We start from the raw sequence: 22034 nt of genomic DNA, 5'->3' as shown, positions 1-22034 counted from the left end.
TGCTCAGCTCAGGCAGGAGATACCTTCGGGTATCTCCTGCGGCACGGCGCGCTTTAGCCTGTCATAAAGCAGCGCAATGTCTTTTTCAAATGCCGTATCTTGCGGCCAGACCAGATAGTAGCCTTCTCCGGTTGCCACCGCTTCATTGAACGGAAGGGCGAGCAGACCGCTTTTTACCGCCTCCAGACTGAGCAGCAGATCGCCCACGGAGACGCCATGCCCCCTTATCGCCGCCTGATTTCCCTGTTCCAGCGTGTCGAACACTTTTCCCCGACGGGTATTCAGCCCGTTAAATTTACCGCTGCGTGCCAGCCATCGCGTCCAGTCGCGCCGGTCTGGCGAAGGGTGAATAAGCTCGCAGTCGGCAATGTTTTCTCGTACCTGTTCAAGCAGCGCGGGGGCGCATATCGGGATCAGCCACTCTTTAAAAAGCTGCCTGCTTTGCGTGCCGAAACCAAAATGACCGTTGCCTAACAGGATGGCGCAGTGAAAGGGTTCGCGATTGAAATCCACCGTATCGGTGTCCATCCAGACGCTGGAAAGCTCCACGTTAAGCGAGGGCTCCTGCTGATGTACGCTGTTCAGCACGTCCAGCAACCAGCCCATTGTCAGGGTTGAGGGTGCCTTTAAGCGCAGACCGTGCTGCTGGTTGCGAAACGCGGAGCAGGCGTTTTCCAGCGTCCGAAAGCCTGCGGCCAGCTGCTCCGCCAGCACGCGTCCCGCTTCCGTTACCTCAACCTGCGGGCCGTTGCGGTGAAACAGCGGGCAGTCAAACGTTGTCTCCAGAGTACGGATATGTCTGCTGATCGCGCCCGGAGTGACGTTCAGCGCGTCAGCGGCTTTGCTGAATGATCCGAGGCGGGCGGCGGCTTCAAAAGCGCGCAGGGCATACAGTGGCGGCAGAGTCATGGCGATACGCTATTGTGAGTTTTACTCACATTAAATAGCAGTTTTATTCGTTTTTCAAACGTCATCGCTCGCTGAATAATGCCGGGAGTTTCCGGGCCTGTGTACGTTATGAAGGAGAAAAGGCGTTGATTAATCTGACATTGCTGAGTGCGTATAGTTTATCGGTTTTACTGTTGCTGGTCACGCCCGGCCCGGTGGTTGCGCTGGTAACCGGAACGGCGGCCCGGCACGGTGCGCGTAAAGCCTTTGCGACGGTGATCGGAACGAACAGCGCCTCTCTGGTGCTGATTATCCTGGCGGCGCTGATGCTGGCCGGGGTGGTGTCGATCTCCGGTTTGTTTCTGTCTTTGCTGGGGATCGCAGGGTCGTTGTATATCGGCTACGGCGCGTTAATCAGCCTGCGGGCGGGGAATCCGCAGGCAAATGCGCAAGAAAACACGGTCGCTGCGGGCGACGGCGGGGTGATCCGGGGATTTATTACCGGCATTTCAAATCCGAAAGACATTCTTTTCTTTGTCGCTTTCTTCCCTCAGTTTATTGCGGTAACGCAGAACTTCGCCGCCAGCATTATGACGCTGACGGTGGTGTGGATCATTTTTGATTTTGCTGTTTTATCGCTGTACATCCTGCTCATCAATAACTGGTTGTCACCGCATCACAGCCGGCGTATTGGGCTGGCGTCATCGCTGTTTTTGCTGGTGATATCGCTGTCTGGCCTGGTCTATAACGTCCGCGAAATCATTCACCACTTGCCGTACGGATGACGTCAGACTGACCAGCCGCCGCCCAGCGCTTTGTAGAGATCAATCTGTGCCAGCAGCAGATTATTTTTCACCTGCACCACATTGGTTTGCACTGAGAACAGCGTGCGCTGGGCGTCCAGTACATCCAGATAAGACGAATAGCCATTGCGATAGCGATTCTGGGCGATGCGCAATGTTTCCTGCGCCACATCCTGCTGCGCCTGTAATTCACTGAGCTGTTCCTGATAGCGGGTGATGGCGTCGAGGCTATCGTTTACCTCTCTGAAGGCGTTACGCACGGTTTTTTCATAACTGTACAGCGCCTGATTACGCTGGGACTGGGAAATATCAACCTGCGCATTCAATGCCTGACGGTTAAGCAGAGGGGCGAGAATGCTGCCGCCGATACTCCATAAGCGGAGCGGGTCGTCAAGCAGACCGGGAAGCGTGCGATCCTGCGCCGATCCGGTCGCCGTCAGGTTGATCGACGGCAGCAGGCTGGCGCGAGAGGCGGCAAGCGTCGCATCGGCCGCAATAAGCTGTCTCTCGGCCTGCACAACATCAGGACGGCGGTTGAGCAACGAAGAGGGCAACTGTGACGGCAACGTTAAGGGCGTCAGCGCATCAAAACGGTCGCTACGGGCCAGCCGCGTCGGGTTACTGCCCAGCAGAAGACTCAGCGCGTTTTCCTGTTGTGCGATCTGGTGCTCAAGCAGGGGAATTTGCGCGCGCGTCGAGCGAAGCTCAGAATCCGACTGCATCAATTCCAGGCGCGAGCTGTAGCCTGTTTCATATTGCCGTTTTGCCAGATTCCAAGCTTCTTCACGCGATTTCAGCGTCGATTTTGTCACGTTGAGCTGCTCATCCAGCGCCAGCAGCGTGACATAACCGGACGCAACGGACGAGGCAACGGTCAGATCGGCGGCGGCGGCCGCCGCTTTTTGCGCCGCCAGCGAGGCCTGCGCCGCACTGGCGGTGCTGCGATTAACGCCCCAGATATCGACATCGTAGCTTGCCGTCAGGCTGCCCTTATACAACGTGCTGTAGATCGGAAGTCCGGTTGCCGCAGACTGCGTTCGCGCCCGCGCTCCGCTAACGCCCGCATCCAGCGAGGGGAACAGGCTGCCTTCGGCGGCATAGACCCTGGCCTGGTATTCATTTACCCGTTCGCGGGCAATCAGCACGTCGCTGTTATTTTGCAGTGCCTGATCGACATAATGATTCAGATGACCGTCGTGAAAATTTCTCCACCATACCTGTTCTGTTGCGCTGGCGGGGCCGGTGGCGGTTCGCCAGGCGGCGGGGATTTGCAAAGACGGTTTTGCGGGTGCCACATCAACCGACTGACAGCCACTGAGCAGCAGGACGAACAACAAAGCGGCAACGGGACGGCGCGTCATTGTTTCGCCTCCCGGGTATCGATATGTACCTGCACCGACATGCCCGGACGCAATCGCGCAATCTCCTCCGGTTTACCCAGTACCTCCACCCGAACCGGAATGCGCTGGGCGATTTTGACAAAGTTGCCGGTCGCGTTATCCGGCGTAATGGCGCTGAACTCCACGCCGGTTGCCGGAGAAATGCTCTCCACCCGGCCTTCATAAGCCCGATCATTCAGCGCATCGACGGTAAACCGTACCGGCTGACCCACGCGCAGCTCCGCCAGTTGCGTCTCTTTAATATTGGCGATAACCCAGTGCTGCGGCGGCACCAGCGTGGTGAGGTGCGTTCCGGCGGTGACGTACGCGCCGAGGCGGACGGCAATCTGCCCAAGCTGGCCGTCGCGCGGCGCGACAATGCGGGTATTTTGCAAATCGATCTGCGCCAGCTCTAACGCTGCGCGGGCATTTTCAACGTCGGCTTCCAGCGCTCCCCGGTTGACGATCACCGTTTGTAAATCCTGTCGTGACATCTCCAGCGTGGCTTTCGCCTGGTCGATATCCGCGCTGCCTTGCGCGGCGCTGGCCAGCGCCGCATCGCGTTCACGAATCGACAGTGAACCGTCGGCGGTGAGATCTTTCACGCGTTTCAAATCTGCCTGGGTTTTCAGACTTTGCGCTTTGGCGTTCTTCAGTACCGCTTCATTGCGCGCAATCACGGCTTCGGCGCTTTTACGCTGTTGCAGGTTGTTATTTAACGCGGCGATTTTCATGGCCAACTGCGCTTCGCCCTGATGGACACGCTGGCGATAAATACGGTCGTCGATCTGCATCAGCAGTTCGCCTTTTTTCACCTGCACAAAGTCCTGCACATTCACCTGCGTGATATATCCATTCACCTGCGGGCTAATAAAGGTGGTTTGCCCACGCACATAGGCGTTATCCGTAAATTGCGTATGGCGGGTAAACGGCGGTAATTGCCAGGCGTAGAGGATCACCAGAACCCCGACGAGGCCAATGGCGGCAGCGGCAAAAATTGACACCACACGGAGATTGTTTCGGGTATTTGCCTGCTCTTTGGCGGCATCCTGCTGACTCATAGCGGCTCCTGAGGTAAAGCGATAAACATAATTTTCATTTGTTACTTGGTTCCGGTGGCTTTTTTCAGCGCCATCCGGGCGGTAATACGCAGTCGCAGCAAGCGCCATAAAATCCAGATTAGCGTAGCGGCGGCAATGCTGGCCGTCAGTAAATAAGTATCGTTATAGGCGAGGATATTTGCCTCAAGCGACGTAACGGTTTGTAGCTGGGCGATCGCCTGGGTGTTCAGCAATGCGCTATCGCCAATCAAGTTTTTGTACATCTGGCTGTACATCTGTAGACGCTCATTCACCAGCGGATTTAGCGTGGTGAGCTGATCGGCCAGCAGGCTGGAGTGATATTTTTCACGCCAGGTCTGGAACGTGCCGAGAATGGCGGAGCCCAGCAGACCGCCGATGTTCTGACTCATCCCAAATAAGACGGAAAAACTGACCAGGTTGCGCGGATCGGCGATGACGCCGCCGATACCCGCCAGCATTGCCGGGGCAAGGAAAAACGCGCTGCCAAAGCCGAGTAAGAATTGGCTGACCATTAACTGGTCGGGGCGCGTCAGGTTTGTGGAGTGGCTGTCGAGCAGCGAGGCGACGATCATCAATGCCAGCGACGTAATCACGGGCCAGGCCAGCCGCGTCGGTTTAATCGTCAGGCAACTGGTGATGATGCCGCACACAATGCCAGCGAAAATTGACCAGGCCAGATGCGTCATTTGCTCATTCTGTAAGCCAGCGTATTGCAGCCAGCCAATTACGCCGGTGTTTTGCTCCGCCAGCACAATGCGGATCAGCAACATAATCAGCCCCAGGCGGAGAATACTGCCGCTGGAGAGCCAGCGCGTATTCAACAGCGGATTGCTGCGGTTATGCTCGAACACAATTGCGCTGATGATGAGTACCGTCGCCAGCGCCAGAGACCAGCCAATCCAGGGCGCTTCAAACCACCAGTCCAGTCGCCCCAGCGACAGCACGGCACAGACCAGCGCCATGCCGGGCGCGAGCAGAATAAAAGTAATAAAGTCTTTCTTTTCAAAAACCTTACGTCTGTCGCCGGGAGGCAGTTTTAAGGCGATGACGCAGCCCAGCGAAACCAGCGCCAGTCCCAGCTCAAAGAAGTACAGGCCGCGCCACTCATCCAGTTGCAGCAGTTCGGTAGAGAACAACCGGGCGAGGGGAATAGCCAGCGACGACCCGGTAATACCGATCGTTAACGCTTTCAGACGGTGTTTCGCAGGCCAGGCCTGTATCTGATAATAAATACCCAGCGAACTGAGCGCGGCGGCGACCATACCGTGCGCCGCGCGTACCATTAGCGCGGAACTCAGATCGTTGACGAAGAGGTGAAAAAAGGTGACCAGCACATACAGCACCAGAAAACCTTCGGTAAATGCCCGCAGACCAAACTGCTGGCGAAATTTCACCAGCAGCAGGTTAATTGAGACATTGGTCATGACATAAACGGCAGGCAGCCAGGCGATCTCTGTCGACCAGGCGGCAAAGGTGCCCTGTAAATTTTGCAGATTCGCGGTCACGACCGCGTTCCCGAGTGCGCCGGTCAGACACACCAGCAGGCCGACCACGCCGTAGGCGATGCGTTTCGGCGTGCTGTGAATGGGAGTCGAAGGTGAGCCTAACAGCGCGGGCTTTTCGTGAGGCTGCCACTCGCGAGGAGCATAAGGATCGCGTTGGGGCAGGCGCATAACGTCGTATACCTTTGTATTATTTGAATGGTTAGCGGGCTAATGATTCTACGTCTGACGTAAACCATAATTCAAGTGAATATGAAAATGCCTGGTAAATCAAATATTCATTGCCGTTAAGCCGGGATTTTCGTTCATTGAACGTTGTTTGACATCAACGCTTTATCTCACCCTCGCACCACAGGATAATCAGCGGATCGTCTTTCGGAGTGATCTGGTACTCACCAGAAGCCACTCCGGTACTCTGCAAGGAACACAGGAGGAAGAACCATGAGAATGAGACCGTTTCCGGCATTATCCAGTGCAACGCTGGAAGCAGCGAACACGCTGGGGCATTGGCTGGCCCAAAATGACTTCTCTGGTGACGCGCCGTATCAGGCTGACTGCGTTGTGCTGGCGGGGAATGCCGTCATCCCGGCGATAGACGCCGCCTGCAACATAGCGAAAGCGCAGCAGATCCCGCTGTTGATCAGCGGCGGCATCGGCCATTCCACCACGTTTCTCTATGCCGCCATCGCCGGGCACCCGCGCTACAACACCATACGCACCACCGGGCGTACGGAAGCCAAAATTCTTGCGGATATCGCTCATCAGTTCTGGCAGATCCCGACGGAGAAAATTTGGCCAGAAGACAAATCAACAAACTGCGGTGAGAACGCGCAGTTTAGCTGCGCCCTGATTGGTCAGGTATCGGCGCCCATTAACACCGCCATTATCGTACAGGACCCGACAATGCAACGCCGGACGATGGCGACGTTCCGCCGCGTCACCTGCGACGATCCCGATTCGCCCCGCTGGTTGAGCTATCCTGGTATTGTCCCGACGCTGTGCCAGCACGATGACGGCGTGGATTTTGCCGGAGAACAGAAGGGGTTGTGGTCCGTGGATCGCTATCTCTCCCTGATTGCGGGAGAGCTTCCGCGCTTACGGGATGATGAAACCGGCTACGGGCCGCGTGGCCGCGACTTTATTGTGCACGTTGATATTCCCGCTGACGTTGAGGCGGCGTGGCAGACGCTGCAAAATGACGCTGACCTGATTGAGACCATGAACAGTCGTTCGTTGCGTTAATGTTACTTTCTTGCCCGTTTGCGGAAATTTACGCTCAAACGGGCAAACTCTCTCCCCGATATCGCCCCTCTGACAGAACCTTCCTGGCTGCTTTTATGAAGCACATCACAAAACCAGCACCGCAGACGACCCTGAGAACATGTGATTGTTATTACTTAATAATGATTTTACTTGTTAAAAACAATTCAATTACAGGAGCAGCGCATGTCCGCACCCGTACAACACCCGATGTATATCAATGGTCAATTTGTTAGCTGGCAGGGAGACGCATGGATTGATGTGGTGAATCCTGCCACCGAAGAACTGCTCTCCCGTATTCCTGATGGCGGCGCGCAAGAGGCGCGTCAGGCCATTGACGCCGCTGCGCGCGCTCAGCCGGAATGGGAGGCGCTGCCTGCGATTGAACGCGCGGGGTGGCTGAGAAAGATCGCGGCAGGGATTCGTGAGCGGGCAGAAGAGATCAGCGCGCTGATTGTCGCGGAAGGCGGAAAAATCCAGCAGCTGGCGCAGGTGGAAGTCGCGTTCACCGCCGACTACATCGAATATATGGCCGAGTGGGCGCGCCGTTATGAAGGCGAGATCCTGCAAAGCGACCGCCCCGGAGAAAATATTCTGGTCTTTAAACGCGCGCTGGGCGTCACCACCGGGATTCTGCCGTGGAACTTTCCGTTCTTTTTGATTGCCCGGAAGCTCGCTCCGGCGTTGTTGACCGGGAATACCATCGTCATTAAACCCAGCGAATTTACGCCAAACAATGCCATTGCTTTCGCGCAGATCGTGCATGACATCGGCTTACCGAAAGGCGTATTCAACCTGGTGCTGGGACGCGGTGAAACGGTTGGGCAGGAGCTGGCGGGGAACCCGAAAGTCGCGATGGTGAGCATGACTGGCAGCGTGGCTGCTGGCGAGAAAATTATGGCGGCGGCAGCGAAAAACATCACTAAAGTTTGCCTGGAACTGGGCGGGAAAGCCCCGGCAATCGTGATGGACGATGCGGATCTTGAGCTGGCCGTGAAAGCGATTGTGGATTCCAGAGTGATCAACACCGGACAGGTCTGTAACTGTGCTGAGCGCGTTTATGTACAAAAAGGGATTTACGATCGCTTTGTGAATCGTCTGGGCGAGGCGATGAAAGCGGTTCAGTTTGGCGATCCGGCACAGCGTGATGACATCGCAATGGGGCCGCTGATTAACGCTGCCGCGCTGGAGCGGGTAGAGCAGAAAGTGGCGCGCGCTGTACAGGAGGGCGCTCGCGTGGCGTTGGGCGGCAAGGCCGTGGAGGGCAAAGGTTATTATTATCCACCGACGCTGCTGCTGGACGTTCGCCAGGAGATGACCATCATGCATGAGGAGACATTTGGCCCCGTGCTGCCGGTTGTGGCGTTTGATACGCTGGAAGAGGCGCTGGAGATGGCGAACGACAGCGATTACGGTCTGACATCGTCTGTATATACGCAAAACCTGAATGTTGCGATGAAGGCGATCGGCGGGCTGAAATTCGGCGAGACCTACATCAATCGCGAAAACTTTGAGGCGATGCAGGGATTCCATGCTGGCTGGCGCAAGTCAGGTATTGGCGGGGCGGATGGCAAACACGGTCTGAACGAGTATCTGCAAACGCAGGTGGTCTATTTGCAGTCCTGATGTAACAGGCCGGGGTTTTCCCCGGCCTGCTAATGGCGGTCACACTTTGGTCGCAATCCAGTTCATCATCAGTTCCGGCCAGACCGCGACCGGCAATCCCTGCGTATCACGAATGCCAAACCCGTGTTTTCCTCGCTCAAACAGATGCATTTCCACCGCTACGCCAGAACGGCGCAGCGCGTTAAAAAATACCAGGCTGTTTTCCACCTTTACCGCCGGATCGTCGATGGCATGCAGCAGAAATGTGGGCGGCGTAGCGGCATCCACGCGTTCCTCAAGCGAGTAGTGGCGAATCTGTTCATCGTCAGGTTCCGCACCCATCAGCTCAAGGCGTGAGCCGGGATGATGAATGTCGTCACGCATGGTGATGACCGGATAGACCAGCGCCATAAAAGCAGGGCGGGCGTTGATTTTATCCAGGCTGTCGATGGGGGGACAGGCGGGTTCAGCAAAGCGCGTTCCTAGACTGGCGGCGACATGCGCACCGGCAGAAAAACCCAGCACCCCGATGCGTTCCGGGTCGATCTTCCACGCTTGCGCATTGGCGCGAAGATAGCGCATCGCACGCTGCACATCCGCCAGCGGCGCGTTTGCCCCCTCATCATGGCCATCTCCGGGCATCCGGTAGGTCATCACGAACAGGGTATAACCACGCACATTAAAAAAGGGCGCCAGCGCGCTGCCTTCTTTGTCCAGCACGACGCGCCGGTAGGAACCGCCTGGCGTCACGAGAAGCCCCACGCCGTTGGGTTTATCTGGCGCGTAAACGGTGATTTCAGGAGATCGGACGCCCGTGACGGCGCGATCGAAGATGGATGTACCGGTATGCCGCGGTTCTGGCGTAAAAACAGCATCGCTGTTTTTCGCTCCGGGGGCTTCGCCATCAGGCCAGAGGGTAAATGTGGCTGAGCGGGAGACGGCTTGCGCCATCATTTCTTCTAAGGTTTCGCGGCTGAATACGTCCATGACTGTGCTCACTCAGTGATAAACGTTATCTATAACACAGTTAATCCATTGAAAATCGGAAGGGATTCACATCGTCTTGAATGACCAGATAAATGGTGAAAACGGCGGAGGAACAATGCCTCCGCCAGAAGGTCAGAGTTTGGCAAATTTATCCAGCGTGCGAATAAGTTGGGTCACAAAACCGTACTCGTTATCGTACCAGGCGACGGTTTTCACCAGTTGCAGATCGCCCACTGTGCTGATTTCAGTTTGCGTGGCATCGAACACCGAACCGAAATGTGAGCCGATGATATCGGAAGAGACGATCTCTTCATCGGTATAGCCGAACGACGGATTATGGGTTGTCGCTTTCTTCAGCACCGCGTTGATCTCTTCCGCAGTGACTTTTTTCTCCAGAATCGAGACCAGTTCGGTTACAGAGCCGGTTTTCACCGGAACGCGCTGAGCATGGCCTTTAAGTTTTCCGCTCAGTTCAGGAATCACCAGACCAATGGCCTTCGCCGCGCCGGTGGTGTGGGGGATGATGTTTTCCGCCGCCGCCCGCGAAGCGCGCAGATCCTTCCCGCGCGGCCCGTCAACCAGCGACTGGGTTCCGGTGTAGGCGTGAATTGTGGTCATGGTGCCAACCTGAATGCCAAAGTTGTCATTCAGCGCTTTCGCCATCGGCGCCAGGCAGTTAGTGGTGCAGGATGCGACAGAAACAATCTGGTCGCTGGCATCCAGCGTGTCGTCATTCACGTTGAAGACAATGGTTTTCATATCGCCAGCCGGGGCGGAAATCAGCACTTTTTTAGCGCCAGCGTCGAGGTGCGCTTTGGACTTCTCGGCTGAGGTATAGAAGCCGGTGCACTCGACAATGATCCCGGCGCCGGTGGTTTTCCACGGAATATTTTTAGCCTCTTTTTCTGCGTAAACCGCAATTTTCTTGCCGTCCACAATCAGCGCGTCTTCGGTGAAATCCACACTCCAGGGGAATACGCCGTAGTTTGAGTCATATTTCAACAGATACGCGAGGATTTTAGGGGAGGTCAGGTCATTGATGGCGACGACATCAATGTCGCTTTTCACTTCCAGCAGACGACGTAACACCAGACGACCGATACGACCAAAGCCGTTAATGCCAATTTTACTCATGGTTTTCTCCTGTCAGGATGCAACGGTACGACACATTTTTTCCCTACCAGGCATAGTCCAGTCAGGCGTCCAGGGCAATAACAGATTTTGCGGCTAAGCGTAACTGGTTGAAATTGGGTGAACAAAAGTTAATGAATTTTTAACAAAAGCTCGCTATGTTGACGCTTTATTTTTTTACTCAGGACGTGTTATGAGCAATAAGTACACAAGCCTGCAAATTGGCATCCACTGGCTGGTCTTTTTACTGGTTATTGTGACCTACTGTGCGATGGAGTTGAGGGGATTTGCGCCCCGCAGCTATCGTCCGTGGATCAATATGGTTCATGTCTCGTGCGGGATGACCATCCTGGTGTTGATGGTGACGCGCCTGCTGGTCAGACTGAAATACCCGGCGCCGCCCATTGTGCCAAAACCAAAGCCGATGGTGACCGGAATGGCGCATCTTGGGCATCTGGTGATCTATCTGATGTTTATTGTCTTGCCGATTATTGGCCTGGTGATGATGTATAACCGGGGCAATCCCTGGGTTGCGTTCGGCCTGGTGATGCCGCATGCGTCAGACGCTAATTTTGAGGTGGTGGATATGCTGAAAACCTGGCATATCACGCTGGCGAAACTGGGGTATTTTGTCATTGGTTTGCATGCCGCAGCGGCGCTGATGCATCACTACGTCTGGAAAGACAATACGCTATTGCGCATGATGCCGCGCAAACGTTCCTGACTCTTCTCACCACCCCGCGTAATGCGGGGTTTCTTTTAGAAAACACCTGCGTGTAACCAGACCCGTGACGCAGGTGAAGAAAACGGGTCTACATCGGAAGCGGGCAGTATAGCTATTTGTCATACAAATAGCGAGATGCTGCTGTTGGTTTTACAGCCACATAACAAATCTGATAGTATACCCCCCTATAGTATGGAGGGCGTATGCCGCATTCACCTGAAGATAAAAAACGTATTCTCACTCGGGTTCGCCGTATCCGCGGGCAGGTTGACGCGCTGGAACGGGCGCTGGAGTCAGGGGAACCTTGTCTGGCGATCCTGCAACAGATTGCCGCCGTTCGCGGCGCATCTAACGGGCTGATGGGAGAGATGGTTGAGATTCACCTGAAAGATGAACTGGTCAGCGGCGACACCACGCCGGATCAACGCGCCGTGCGCATGGCTGAAATCGGCCACCTTCTGCGCGCTTATCTAAAATAAACAGATCACCTCACAATAATGGGAAGAGACAAATGAAATCACGTGCAGCAGTTGCATTTGGCCCCGGCCAGCCGTTAAAGATTGTTGAAATTGACGTCGCGCCGCCGCAAAAAGGCGAAGTGCTGGTCAAAATTACCCATACCGGCGTTTGCCATACGGATGCGTTTACGCTCTCCGGCGACGACCCGGAAGGCGTGTTCCCGGCGGTGCTGGGTCACGAAGGCGGTGGCGTGGTGGTTGACGTTGGTGAAGGCGTCACCAGTCTGAAGCCTGGCGATCATGTTATTCCGCTGTACACCGCAGAATGCGGCGAGTGTAAGTTCTGTAAATCCGGCAAAACCAACCTGTGTCAGGCGGTGCGCGCCACGCAGGGCAAAGGGCTGATGCCGGATGGCACCACCCGTTTTTCTTACAACGGCGAACCTGTCTATCACTATATGGGCACCAGCACATTCAGTGAATATACCGTTTGTGCTGAAATTTCCCTGGCGAAAGTCAATCCGCAGGCGCCGCTGGATAAAGTCTGTCTGCTGGGGTGCGGCGTCACCACAGGGATTGGCGCGGTACATAACACGGCAAAAGTAAAAGAAGGGGATAGCGTTGCGGTCTTTGGCCTGGGCGGTATCGGCCTGGCGGTGATTCAGGGAGCGGTGCAGGCGAAAGCCGGGCGTATTCTGGCGGTTGACACCAACCCGGAGAAATTCAAACTGGCGGAAGAAATGGGCGCGACCGATTTCATTAATCCGAATGACTATGACAAACCCATCCAGGATGTGATTGTTGAGCTGACCGATGGCGGCGTCGATTTCAGTTTTGAATGTATCGGTAACGTCAATGTGATGCGCGCAGCGCTGGAATGCTGCCACAAAGGCTGGGGCGAGAGCATCATCATCGGCGTGGCTGGCGCAGGCCAGGAAATTAAAACCCGTCCGTTCCAGCTTGTTACCGGGCGCGTCTGGCGCGGTTCCGCTTTTGGCGGTGTGAAAGGGCGTAGCCAACTGCCAGGCATGGTGGAAGAGGCGATGGCGGGGAAAATTCGTCTGGACCCGTTCATTACCCATCGCTTGCCGCTTGATCAAATCAACGATGCCTTTGATTTAATGCATCAGGGCAAGTCCATTCGTACCGTTATCCATTTCGGTGATAACTGATTCACATGCCAGCGGGTCTGCCGCTGGCACTTTCCTGAATTTTCAGGAATAAATGTTGTGAAAATGTGACAAACATTCCGATTTTCACCGTAAGCAAACTTCCTGGAATGCCGATGACTATCTAACGGGCGTGTTTTATACGCAATAACCTACAAGAGAGTCGACGGTCATGGACAACACATCAACGATGCAAGCACCGCATAAGCTGGGTTTTCTGCATCATATTCGGCTGGTTCCGCTGTTTTCCTCCATTCTCGGTGGCATCCTTCTTCTGTTCGCACTCAGTTCCGGGCTGGCGGGGTACTTCCTGCTACAGGCAGATCGTGACCAGCGGGATGTGACGGACGAAATTCAGGTGCGGATGGGCTTATCCAACAGTTCTAACCATCTGCGTACCGCGCGTATCAATATGATCCATGCAGGCGCGGCGAGCCGCATTGCTGAAATGGACGACATGAAAGCCAATATCGCTGAGGCGGAGAAGCGGATTAAGCAGTCGCAGGAAGGCTTTAACGTCTTTATGGCGCGGGCGGTAAAAACACCGGCGGACGAAGCGCTGGATGCGGAGCTGAATACCCGCTTCAAAGCCTATATTGATGGCCTGCAACCTATGTTGAAATACGCCAGAAACGGTATGTTCGAGGCGATTATCAACCATGAAAACGAACAGGCCAGACCGCTCGATACCGCGTATAACACCGTATTGCTCAAGGCGATTGAGCTACGCACGGCGCGCGCGAATCAGCTTAGCGACCAGGCGCATCAGCGCAGCCAACTGGGATTGATGTTCATGATTGGGGCGTTCGCGCTGGCGCTGGTGCTTACGCTACTGACGTTTATCGCGCTCCGCCGGACGGTAATCAACCCTCTGCAACGTGCTGCGCAGCGTATTGAACAGATTGCCGCAGGCGATCTCACCATGCCGGATGATCCAACCGGACGCAGCGAAATCGGTCGCTTAAGCCGCCATCTCCAGAAGATGCAGTCCTCTCTGGGGCAAACGGTGGGAACGGTACGTCAGGGGGCGGAAGAGATTTATCGCGGCACCAGTGAGATTTCCGCCGGCAATACCGATTTGTCATCGCGTACGGAAGAGCAGGCCGCAGCAATTGAACAGACCGCAGCCAGCATGGAAGAACTCACGGCCACGGTGAAACAGAATGCGGACAACGCGCACCATGCCAGCAAACTGGCGGAAGACGCCTCCGGCAAAGCCAGTCACGGCGGTCAGATGGTGTCTGGCGTCGTGAAAACAATGGGCAACATCTCCAATAGTTCGAAGAAAATTTCCGAGATCACCGCCGTCATCAACAGCATCGCTTTCCAGACCAATATCCTGGCGCTTAACGCGGCGGTCGAAGCGGCGCGAGCGGGTGAACAAGGGCGCGGTTTCGCCGTGGTCGCCAGTGAAGTGCGCACGCTGGCAAGCCGCAGTGCGCAGGCGGCGAAAGAAATTGAAGGGCTGATCAGCGAATCGGTCAGACTGATTGACCAGGGCTCCGGGGAAGTTGTCGCAGCAGGCAACACCATGAATGATATTGTCGATGCCGTGCGGCGCGTAACGGACATTATGCTGGAGATCGCCGCAGCCTCTGATGAACAGAGCCGTGGGATTGTGCAGGTGAGCCAGGCGATTTCCGAGATGGATAAGGTCACGCAGCAAAACGCCTCGCTGGTCGAAGAGGCCTCTGCCGCCGCCGCATCTCTGGAAGAGCAGGCTGCTCGCTTAACCGAAGCGGTCGGGGCGTTTCGTTTGCAGGGGGGAAGTGCGATTAAACGCGCGCCGTCTGTGGACGTCGTCGCCAGTTCATCACCGCAACCGGTAACAACCAGCGGTGATAACTGGGAAACGTTTTAAGCCTTAATATTGCCGGGTAACGACGCTAACGCGTCTTATCCGGCATTTATTTGAGGGCGCATTCAGTGCGGCATGGATTTGCGGATAGCGGCGATCAGCGCCTGCGCGCCGGGAGAAAGCGGCGTGTCCACACGGGTGAGGATGCCAATCGGTTCGCCAGCGCCCAGGGTGGGAATCGGCAGTGATACCAGCGTAGCCTGGCGCAGATCTTCTTTCACCGCGCCTGAAGGGACAAACCAGACGTAGTCATAATCAACGGTAAGCTGGCGAGACAGCGAGGCCGACAGCGTTTCGATGCAGCCAACGGGCATTTTGCAGCCCTGACTTTGTAGCAGACCTTCCGCATTCTGCCGGGGAGCGGTGCCTTTGGGCGACACGACCACTGGCCATTCCATCACACGGCTTAAGGTGACGGTTTCCTGTAATAGTGGGTGATTAGGGCGCACAACCAGCTTCAGCGACTCCAGAAACAGCAGCTCGTAATTCAGACCGCTCATCAATTCCGGGTCGGACATCCGGCCAATACCGAGGTCGATTTCCCCCGTTTTTAAGCCAGCGAGCAGCATCGGGTTATTCATGGTGGCGACCTGTAACGTCGTCTCTTTTTGCTGCTTATGGAACTGACCAATAACGGCCGGAAGGATACCCAACGCGGCGGTGGGCAATGCGCCAATGCGCACCACATCATTATTGAGGCTTTCTTTGCGATTCAACGCCTGGCCCGCGGTATTAAGCGCATCAAGCACTTTTACCGCATGGGTGAGGAACTGTTCGCCGGGCAACGTTAACTGCGCGCCGAGGCGACCGCGCTCAAAAAGGCGGGTTCCGGTCAGTTGCTCCAGCTCGTTAAGCGTTTTAGAGAGTGCAGGTTGACTCAGGTTAAGGGTTTCAGCCGCGCGCCCCAGTGTTCCTTGTTGGGCGACAGCTACAAAAGTATGAAGATGGCGCAAACGGATGCGCTGACTAAACAAGCTATTTTTTTCCATAAGCGATGTTAAAAACAGAGCGGTGCCGGTGACAAGTAAAGTTATTGGTTTTTGATAACCTGATAGCAAAATATTATTAACATCTAACTCATTTCTTTTACAAGAAGTTTGTTTTGCTTATGTTTTGTACGATTCACAGTGATGTGAGAATAATGACAATGCGTGGCGCAGAAAGCGACAGGTCATAACGTGAGTTCATACTTGAAAGAGACATCAAGCGGGTTCACAATCCTGTGCAGGGTGATGGCGTTCCACCTTATTCCAACCGCCTCGTTTCAGTAGGCTGATGACGCCTGATATGACTCTTTATCACCAGGAGCGTGTCGGGCTGGTCAATACTCTTCCGGTTCCTCATGCTTTTTCCAACAGGAAACAACAATGATATATGTAATTGGTCACCTCAATCCTGATAGCGATGCTATCTGTACGGCTATGATGACGGCGCGCTGGCTGACGTTACGCGGGCAGGAGGCAGTGGCGTTCCGCACGGGGGAAGCCAACCGTGAGACGCAGTTTATTTTTGCGCAGGCGGGGTTGCCCATTCCTGAACGATTAAGCGTTCCGCTCACCGATCGGGACGTCTGGCTGGTTGATTTTACCGAACCAGCCCAGGGGCCGGATTCTTTAGCGCAGAGTAACGTTGTTGGCATTATTGACCATCACCGCTTAGGCGGGTTGATCACCCGACTGCCGCCGGAAGTGTGGGTAAAACCTGTTGGCAGTAGCGCAACATTACTGTGGCAACTGATGACGGATGCCATTCGAAAACAGCTTTCACCCGCAGAAGCGACGTTATTACTGGGCGCCGTTCTGAGTGACACTGTCACGCTTCGTTCGCCGACAACGACCCCGGATGACCGCCTTGCGGTGGAATCGCTCAGCCAGCTCGCCGGTTTGTCTCTTGAACGCTTTAGCCGCGATCTTCTGTACGCGAAAACCAGCGTGGAAGGGATGAGCGCCAGCCAGCTTCTTCAGAAGGACATGAAAACCTTTACTGTCCACGGGCAGCGGGTTTGCGTGGCGCAGCTTGAGCTGTATGCGCTGGAACAGGTTGATGCGATGATGGACGACCTGCGTGAGGAAATGGCGCGCTATGCCGCCGGGGCAGATGCGGCGCTGGTTGTTCTGATGCTCACGGATATCAATCTCGGTTATTCCCGCCTCTGGTTTGCCGGAGATGCCCAGCCGGACGTCCCGCACCCCTGCGAGGTGGAAGGGATGCTGAGCCGTAAGAAACAGATGCTCCCCTGGCTGGAACATCACCTGAATCCGCACAGGTGAGATCACACTTTGTAAATTCTTCCCACCAGAGTGAACGGCGTTTTCTACACTCCAGGTAATATTCACTGGAGGCATGACATTATGGCGAACACCATCGCGGCTGATGAGATTCGGGAACACTTTTCGCAGGCAATGTCAGCAATGTACCAGCAGGAAGTTCCACAGTACGGTACATTGCTGGAACTTGTCGCTGATGTGAATCTGACGGTACTGGAAAATAATCCCACGCTGCATGAAAAGCTGGCCAACGCGGATGAGCTGGCGCGGCTGAACGTTGAGCGGCATGGCGCGATTCGGGTGGGTACGGCGCAGGAGCTTTCCACCTTGCGCCGAATGTTTGCGATTATGGGGATGTATCCCGTCAGTTATTACGACCTTTCTCAGGCGGGCGTTCCCGTTCATTCCACCGCCTTTCGCCCCATTGACGATGCGTCGCTTTCCCGCAACCCGTTTCGCGTCTTCACCTCGCTATTACGGCTGGAGTTAATTGAGAACGCGACGCTGCGCCAACGCGCGGCGGACATTCTGGCGAGGCGCGATATCTTTACGCCGCGCTGTCGCGAACTTCTGGACGTCTTCGATGCGCAGGGCAATTTTACCGGGGCGCAGGCGCGGGAGTTTGTGCAGGAGGCGCTGGAGACTTTCCGCTGGCACCGGCACGCCACGGTGGACAGGGAAACGTATCAGGCATTACATGATGAACACCGTCTGATTGCTGACGTGGTGTGTTTTCCGGGGTGCCACATTAACCACCTGACGCCGCGCACGCTGGATATCGACAAAGTGCAGTTGATGATGCCGGAATGCGGTATCGAACCCAAGATCCTGATTGAAGGGCCGCCGCGCCGTGAGGTGCCGATTCTGTTACGCCAGACCAGTTTCAAGGCGCTGGAAGAGTCGGTGCTGTTTGCCGGTGAAACGGAGGGCAGCCATACGGCACGTTTTGGTGAGATTGAACAGCGCGGCGTGGCGCTGACGCCTGAAGGACGGCGGTTGTACGATGCGTTACTGCATAAGGCGGGGACGGGCAAAGATAATCTTACGCATCAGCTGCATTTGCAGGCGGTATTTAACGCTTTCCCGGACAGCGAATTTTTACTGCGCCAGCAGGGGCTCGCCTGGTTTCGCTACCGGTTAACGCCTGCCGGTGAATCGCACCGCCAGTCTATTCATCCGGGCGACGACCCACAGCCGCTGATTGAACGCGGTTGGGTGGTGGCACAACCCATTACCTATGAAGATTTTCTGCCGGTAAGCGCGGCCGGAATATTCCAGTCTAACCTGGGTAACGAAACCCAGGCGCGCAGCCACGGCAATGCCAGCCGCGACGCCTTTGAGCAGGCGTTAGGGTGTCCGGTATATGATGAGTTTGCGCTTTATCAGGCGGCGGAAGAACGCAGTAAACGGCGTTGCGGACTGCTCTGATCGCGGTATGCTGTCGGGATGTGAAGGAAAAGGAATGCGTCATGTTGAATCCCTCCATCCCGCTTGTCGAAACGCAACAGGGAAATGTCATGGGTGTCGTGCAAAACGATATCCACATCTGGCGCGGTATACCGTATGCCGCACCGCCTACGGGTCAGCTCCGCTGGCGGGCGCCACAGCCTGCCGCACCCTGGCAGGGCGAACGCCCTGCGAATACATTTTCATGCGCCAGCTGGCAGGATATTGAATATTGTCGCGAGCTTGGCGGGGGCGATCCAGGGCGTTTTTCCGAGGATTGCCTGTATCTGAACATCTGGGCGCCCGCGATGCGCCCGCAGCCGTTGCCGGTGATGGTCTGGCTGCATGGCGGCGGCTACACCATCGGCGCGGGAGGATTACCGCCTTACGACGGTTGTGCGCTGGCGAAGCGCGATGTCGTGGTAGTCACGCTCAATTATCGTCTTGGTCACCTGGGATTTTTTGCTCATCCGGCCCTTGATGGCGAGGACGGCGAATGCGTGCATAACTTCGCCTTGCTCGATCAGATCGCGGCGCTACGCTGGGTGCAGGACAATATTGCCGCTTTCGGCGGCGATGCGCAGAATGTGACGCTGTTCGGCGAGTCCGCTGGCGCGCGTAGCGTTCTGTCGCTGATGGCGTCCCCACGGGCACAGGGCCTGTTCCATAAAGCCATTATTCAGAGTGGTTATACGTTACCGGATACGCCGCGCGAGGTCGCGCTGCAAAAGGGCATCGAACTGGCGGCGCATTTTAATTTGCCGAACGCTACTGCTGAACAGTTGCGGGCGCTACCGGCGGAGGCATTCTGGCCGCTGGGCGCGCCGTTGAAAATCGCGCCGACGCCGATTTCCGGCGATGCGGTATTGCCACAGCCGATGATGGAGACCTTCTTTGCCGGAAAACAGCACCCAATGCCGGTTCTGATTGGCTCCAACAGCGACGAAGCGAGCGTGATGGCGGTGTTTGGCGTTGATCTCGCCGGGCAGATCGCGAAATTGCGGCGCGAACGCCGACTGGGGTTAGGGCTGATCAAGCTGCTCTATCCCGGCGTGAAAGGCGATGAAGAGCTGGGGCGTCAGGTCTGCCGCGATATGGCGTTCACCACGTTGGGCTATGTGGTGATGCAGGCGCAGCAGCGGGTAGGCGAACCGTGCTGGCGATACTGGTTTGACTATGTCGCGGAAACTGAACACACAACCTACGCCAACGGCGCCTGGCACGGAAATGAAGTGCCGTATGTCTTTGATACGCTGACGCTGGCGGAACCCGCGCGCAATTACGTGAATGACAACGATCTGGCGTTTGCCCGGCATATCGCCGATTACTGGGTTAATTTCGCCCGTCACGCCAGCCGGACCTGCGATGTTCTGCATGGTCCGGTGCGCTGGCCCGCCAGCGTTCAGGGGCGGGATCGCTTGTTACGTATCGGACTGAATAAATTTGCCGGTTTTAAAGTAGAGAACCGCTTTATGGGCGCGCGGATGGCGCTGTTCAAACGGGTGATGAAACATCACGTCAGTCTGGAATAATGGTGAGATGTCTGGCAGGTTGCGCTTTTCATAACCTGAAAGCGCGCCCATCTGTATTTACACGGTATTCAGTCTGTTCTTATCGACATAAAATATTTTGGCTTTTGTACAGATTATCGACAGCCAACAATTGGATTATTAATGAATTTTGTCTAGAGTGAGCGGTCAGAAACGTTGCACTTCTTGCCGCTGATAGAGACCAGCGCGGGACCATTCACACGACCAGAAGGACTCACTTTCAGGTATGGATCGTAGACGATTTATTAAAGGTTCAATGGCAATGGCCGCCGTGTGCGGTACGAGCGGTATTGCTTCACTCTTTTCCCGCGCCGCTTTCGCGGCAGAGTCTGATATTGCAGATGGTCAAACCGTCCGTTTTGACTTTTCCGTTCTGCAATCAATGGCGAACGATTTAGCGCAAAAGCCGTGGGGCGGCGAACCCCGGGCGTTACCCAATACGCTGGCGAATCTGACGCCGCAGGCCTACAACAGCATTCAGTACGATGCGGCGCACTCTCTGTGGAACAACATCGAAGGCCGCAAGCTGGATGTGCAATTTTTCCACGTAGGAATGGGCTTTCGTCGTCGCGTGCGTATGTTCTCGCTTGATGCCAGCACACATCAGGCGCGCGAAATTCATTTCCGCCCGGAACTGTTCAAATACAACGATGCCGGTGTCGATACCCGTCAACTGGAAGGGCAAACCGACCTTGGCTTCGCGGGCTTTCGCGCCTTTAAAGCGCCTGAACTGGCGCGTCGCGACATCGTCTCCTTCCTGGGGGCAAGCTACTTCCGCGCGGTGGATGACACTTATCAGTACGGGCTGTCCGCGCGAGGCCTGGCGATAGACACCTATACCGACAGCAAAGAAGAGTTCCCGGACTTCACCGCATTCTGGTTTGAGACGGCGAAACCGGGCGACACCACGTTTACCGTGTACGCGCTGCTGGATAGCCCAAGCGTCACTGGCGCCTATAAATTTGTGATCCACTGCGAAGAGAGTCAGGTGATCATGGATGTGGAAAACCACATCTATGCGCGTAAAGACATCAAGCAGCTGGGTATCGCGCCAATGACCAGCATGTTCAGCTGCGGCAACAATGAACGCCGGATGTGCGACACCATTCATCCGCAAATTCACGACTCTGACCGCCTGGCAATGTGGCTGGGCAATGGCGAATGGATCTGCCGTCCGCTGAATAACCCGCAGAAATTGCAGTTCAACGCCTATCTCGACAATAACCCGAAAGGGTTCGGCCTGCTGCAACTTGACCGTGACTTTTCCCACTATCAGGACATCATGGGCTGGTATAACAAACGCCCAAGCCTGTGGGTGGAGCCGCGTAACAAATGGGGGAAAGGGTCTATCGGCCTGATGGAAATCCCGACGACCGGTGAAACGCTCGATAACGTGGTGTGCTTCTGGCAGCCGGAAAAAGCGATCAAAGCGGGTGATGATCTGGCATTCAAATACCGTCTTTACTGGAGCGCGCAACCGCCGGTTCGCTCGCCGTTGGCGCGCGTGATGGCGACCCGTACCGGTATGGGCGGTTTCCCCGAAGGGTGGGCGCCGGGTGAACACTACCCGGAAAAATGGGCGCGCCGCTTTGCCATTGATTTTGTCGGCGGCGATCTGAAAGCCGCTGCGCCGAAGGGGATCGAACCTGTCATTACGCTGTCTAACGGCGAAGCGAAACAGATTGAGATCCTCTACGTCGAACCGTTCGATGGTTATCGCATCCAGTTTGACTGGTATCCGACGTCAGATTCGACCGACCCGGTGGATATGCGTATGTTCCTGCGCTGCCAGGGGGACGCCATTAGCGAAACCTGGCTGTATCAGTATTTCCCGCCGACGCCGGATAAGCGTCGCTACGTTGATGATCGCGTGATGCGTTAATCCGCTCTGCTGCCCCGAGCCGCCACACTGCTGGCGGCTCTTT

18 protein-coding genes and 1 riboswitch are annotated in these 22034 nt (G+C 55.7%); of the genes, 11 read left to right on the top strand and 7 right to left on the bottom strand.

Translation table 11 applies throughout. The features are described from left to right. Nucleotides 1-3: 3 nt before the first annotated feature. Nucleotides 4-909 (bottom strand): LysR family transcriptional regulator, encoded by a 906-nt coding sequence (locus OGX93_RS03905; RefSeq protein ID WP_047463606.1) that lies wholly within the window; start codon nucleotides 907-909, stop codon nucleotides 4-6. A gap of 128 nt (nucleotides 910-1037) precedes the next feature. On the opposite strand from OGX93_RS03905, the gene OGX93_RS03900 reads away from it, so the two are divergent. Then, nucleotides 1038-1673, top strand: a complete 636-nt coding sequence (locus OGX93_RS03900) for a LysE family translocator (RefSeq protein ID WP_114847928.1) — start codon at nucleotides 1038-1040, stop codon at nucleotides 1671-1673. A 2-nt stretch (nucleotides 1674-1675) separates the two neighbouring features. Here the strand turns inward: OGX93_RS03900 and OGX93_RS03895 are convergent, their stop codons facing one another. From OGX93_RS03895 to OGX93_RS03885, 3 genes are read right to left on the bottom strand one after another with little or no spacing between them, the layout of a single operon-like run. Further along, a complete protein-coding gene (locus OGX93_RS03895; protein WP_286449552.1) occupies nucleotides 1676-3052 on the bottom strand; it encodes an efflux transporter outer membrane subunit in 1377 nt (458 codons plus the stop codon). Continuing rightward, nucleotides 3049-4131: an HlyD family secretion protein gene (locus OGX93_RS03890; RefSeq protein WP_104868631.1), complete on the bottom strand. Its 1083-nt coding sequence runs from the start codon at nucleotides 4129-4131 to the stop codon at nucleotides 3049-3051. The genes OGX93_RS03895 and OGX93_RS03890 overlap by 4 nt, the downstream gene beginning before the upstream one ends. Nucleotides 4132-4172: 41 nt before the next feature. Continuing rightward, nucleotides 4173-5825 (bottom strand): MFS transporter, encoded by a 1653-nt coding sequence (locus tag OGX93_RS03885; RefSeq protein ID WP_047463611.1) that lies wholly within the window; start codon nucleotides 5823-5825, stop codon nucleotides 4173-4175. 270 nt (nucleotides 5826-6095) lie between these two features. On the opposite strand from OGX93_RS03885, the gene OGX93_RS03880 reads away from it, so the two are divergent. Together OGX93_RS03880 and aldA are read left to right on the top strand one after the other, a co-directional pair. Next, nucleotides 6096-6896 carry a YdcF family protein gene (locus tag OGX93_RS03880; RefSeq protein WP_047463612.1) on the top strand — a complete coding sequence of 267 codons (801 nt, stop codon included), beginning with the start codon at nucleotides 6096-6098 and terminating at the stop codon, nucleotides 6894-6896. 204 nt (nucleotides 6897-7100) lie between these two features. Then, nucleotides 7101-8540: an aldehyde dehydrogenase gene (aldA, locus tag OGX93_RS03875; RefSeq protein WP_275166124.1), complete on the top strand. Its 1440-nt coding sequence runs from the start codon at nucleotides 7101-7103 to the stop codon at nucleotides 8538-8540. A 39-nt stretch (nucleotides 8541-8579) separates the two neighbouring features. On the opposite strand, the gene OGX93_RS03870 is transcribed toward aldA, so the two are convergent. Further along, the gene (locus tag OGX93_RS03870) at nucleotides 8580-9506 is read right to left on the bottom strand and encodes an alpha/beta hydrolase (RefSeq protein WP_286449551.1); all 927 of its coding nucleotides are present in this window, start codon (nucleotides 9504-9506) and stop codon (nucleotides 8580-8582) included. A 132-nt stretch (nucleotides 9507-9638) separates the two neighbouring features. Then, nucleotides 9639-10640 carry a type I glyceraldehyde-3-phosphate dehydrogenase gene (gene gap, locus OGX93_RS03865; protein ID WP_104868635.1) on the bottom strand — a complete coding sequence of 334 codons (1002 nt, stop codon included), beginning with the start codon at nucleotides 10638-10640 and terminating at the stop codon, nucleotides 9639-9641. 190 nt (nucleotides 10641-10830) lie between these two features. Here gap and cybB point away from each other — a divergent pair, with 190 nt between their 5' ends. The 4 genes from cybB to OGX93_RS03845 all read left to right on the top strand — a co-directional run bounded on the left by cybB (nucleotide 10831) and on the right by OGX93_RS03845 (nucleotide 14849). Further along, nucleotides 10831-11361 carry a cytochrome b561 gene (gene cybB / locus OGX93_RS03860; protein WP_286449550.1) on the top strand — a complete coding sequence of 177 codons (531 nt, stop codon included), beginning with the start codon at nucleotides 10831-10833 and terminating at the stop codon, nucleotides 11359-11361. 203 nt (nucleotides 11362-11564) lie between these two features. Next, nucleotides 11565-11840: a metal/formaldehyde-sensitive transcriptional repressor gene (locus OGX93_RS03855; RefSeq protein WP_012132328.1), complete on the top strand. Its 276-nt coding sequence runs from the start codon at nucleotides 11565-11567 to the stop codon at nucleotides 11838-11840. A 32-nt stretch (nucleotides 11841-11872) separates the two neighbouring features. Beyond that, on the top strand, nucleotides 11873-12991 hold the full coding sequence (locus OGX93_RS03850) for an S-(hydroxymethyl)glutathione dehydrogenase/class III alcohol dehydrogenase (protein ID WP_012132329.1): 1119 nt from the start codon (nucleotides 11873-11875) through the stop codon (nucleotides 12989-12991). Nucleotides 12992-13160: 169 nt separating this feature from the next. After that, nucleotides 13161-14849 carry a methyl-accepting chemotaxis protein gene (locus tag OGX93_RS03845; RefSeq protein WP_012132330.1) on the top strand — a complete coding sequence of 563 codons (1689 nt, stop codon included), beginning with the start codon at nucleotides 13161-13163 and terminating at the stop codon, nucleotides 14847-14849. Nucleotides 14850-14911: 62 nt separating this feature from the next. Here OGX93_RS03845 and OGX93_RS03840 read toward each other — a convergent pair whose 3' ends face one another. Continuing rightward, on the bottom strand, nucleotides 14912-15835 hold the full coding sequence (locus OGX93_RS03840; RefSeq protein WP_012132331.1) for a LysR substrate-binding domain-containing protein: 924 nt from the start codon (nucleotides 15833-15835) through the stop codon (nucleotides 14912-14914). 230 nt (nucleotides 15836-16065) lie between these two features. Beyond that, nucleotides 16066-16138, top strand: a riboswitch (Fluoride riboswitch). 75 nt (nucleotides 16139-16213) lie between these two features. Between OGX93_RS03840 and OGX93_RS03835 the strand changes: the two genes are divergently transcribed. The 4 genes from OGX93_RS03835 to OGX93_RS03820 all read left to right on the top strand — a co-directional run bounded on the left by OGX93_RS03835 (nucleotide 16214) and on the right by OGX93_RS03820 (nucleotide 21991). Then, entirely contained in the window at nucleotides 16214-17116 is a 903-nt protein-coding gene (locus tag OGX93_RS03835) for a DHHA2 domain-containing protein (RefSeq protein WP_071258352.1), read from the top strand. 81 nt (nucleotides 17117-17197) lie between these two features. Beyond that, complete coding sequence (hglS, locus tag OGX93_RS03830) at nucleotides 17198-18541, top strand: 2-oxoadipate dioxygenase/decarboxylase HglS (protein WP_275055020.1); 1344 nt, start codon at nucleotides 17198-17200, stop codon at nucleotides 18539-18541. 41 nt (nucleotides 18542-18582) lie between these two features. Continuing rightward, nucleotides 18583-20091, top strand: a complete 1509-nt coding sequence (locus OGX93_RS03825) for a carboxylesterase/lipase family protein (protein ID WP_283314188.1) — start codon at nucleotides 18583-18585, stop codon at nucleotides 20089-20091. Between the two features lie 244 nt (nucleotides 20092-20335). Further along, a complete protein-coding gene (locus tag OGX93_RS03820) occupies nucleotides 20336-21991 on the top strand; it encodes a glucan biosynthesis protein D (protein ID WP_115626704.1) in 1656 nt (551 codons plus the stop codon). Nucleotides 21992-22034: the final 43 nt, after the last annotated feature.

This window comes from Citrobacter sp. CK195, from assembly GCF_030333365.1.
Lineage (GTDB): Bacteria > Pseudomonadota > Gammaproteobacteria > Enterobacterales > Enterobacteriaceae > Citrobacter_B > Citrobacter_B koseri.
Note: the sequence above shows the minus strand (reverse complement) of the source record. Positions and strands in the feature narration are given on the sequence as shown.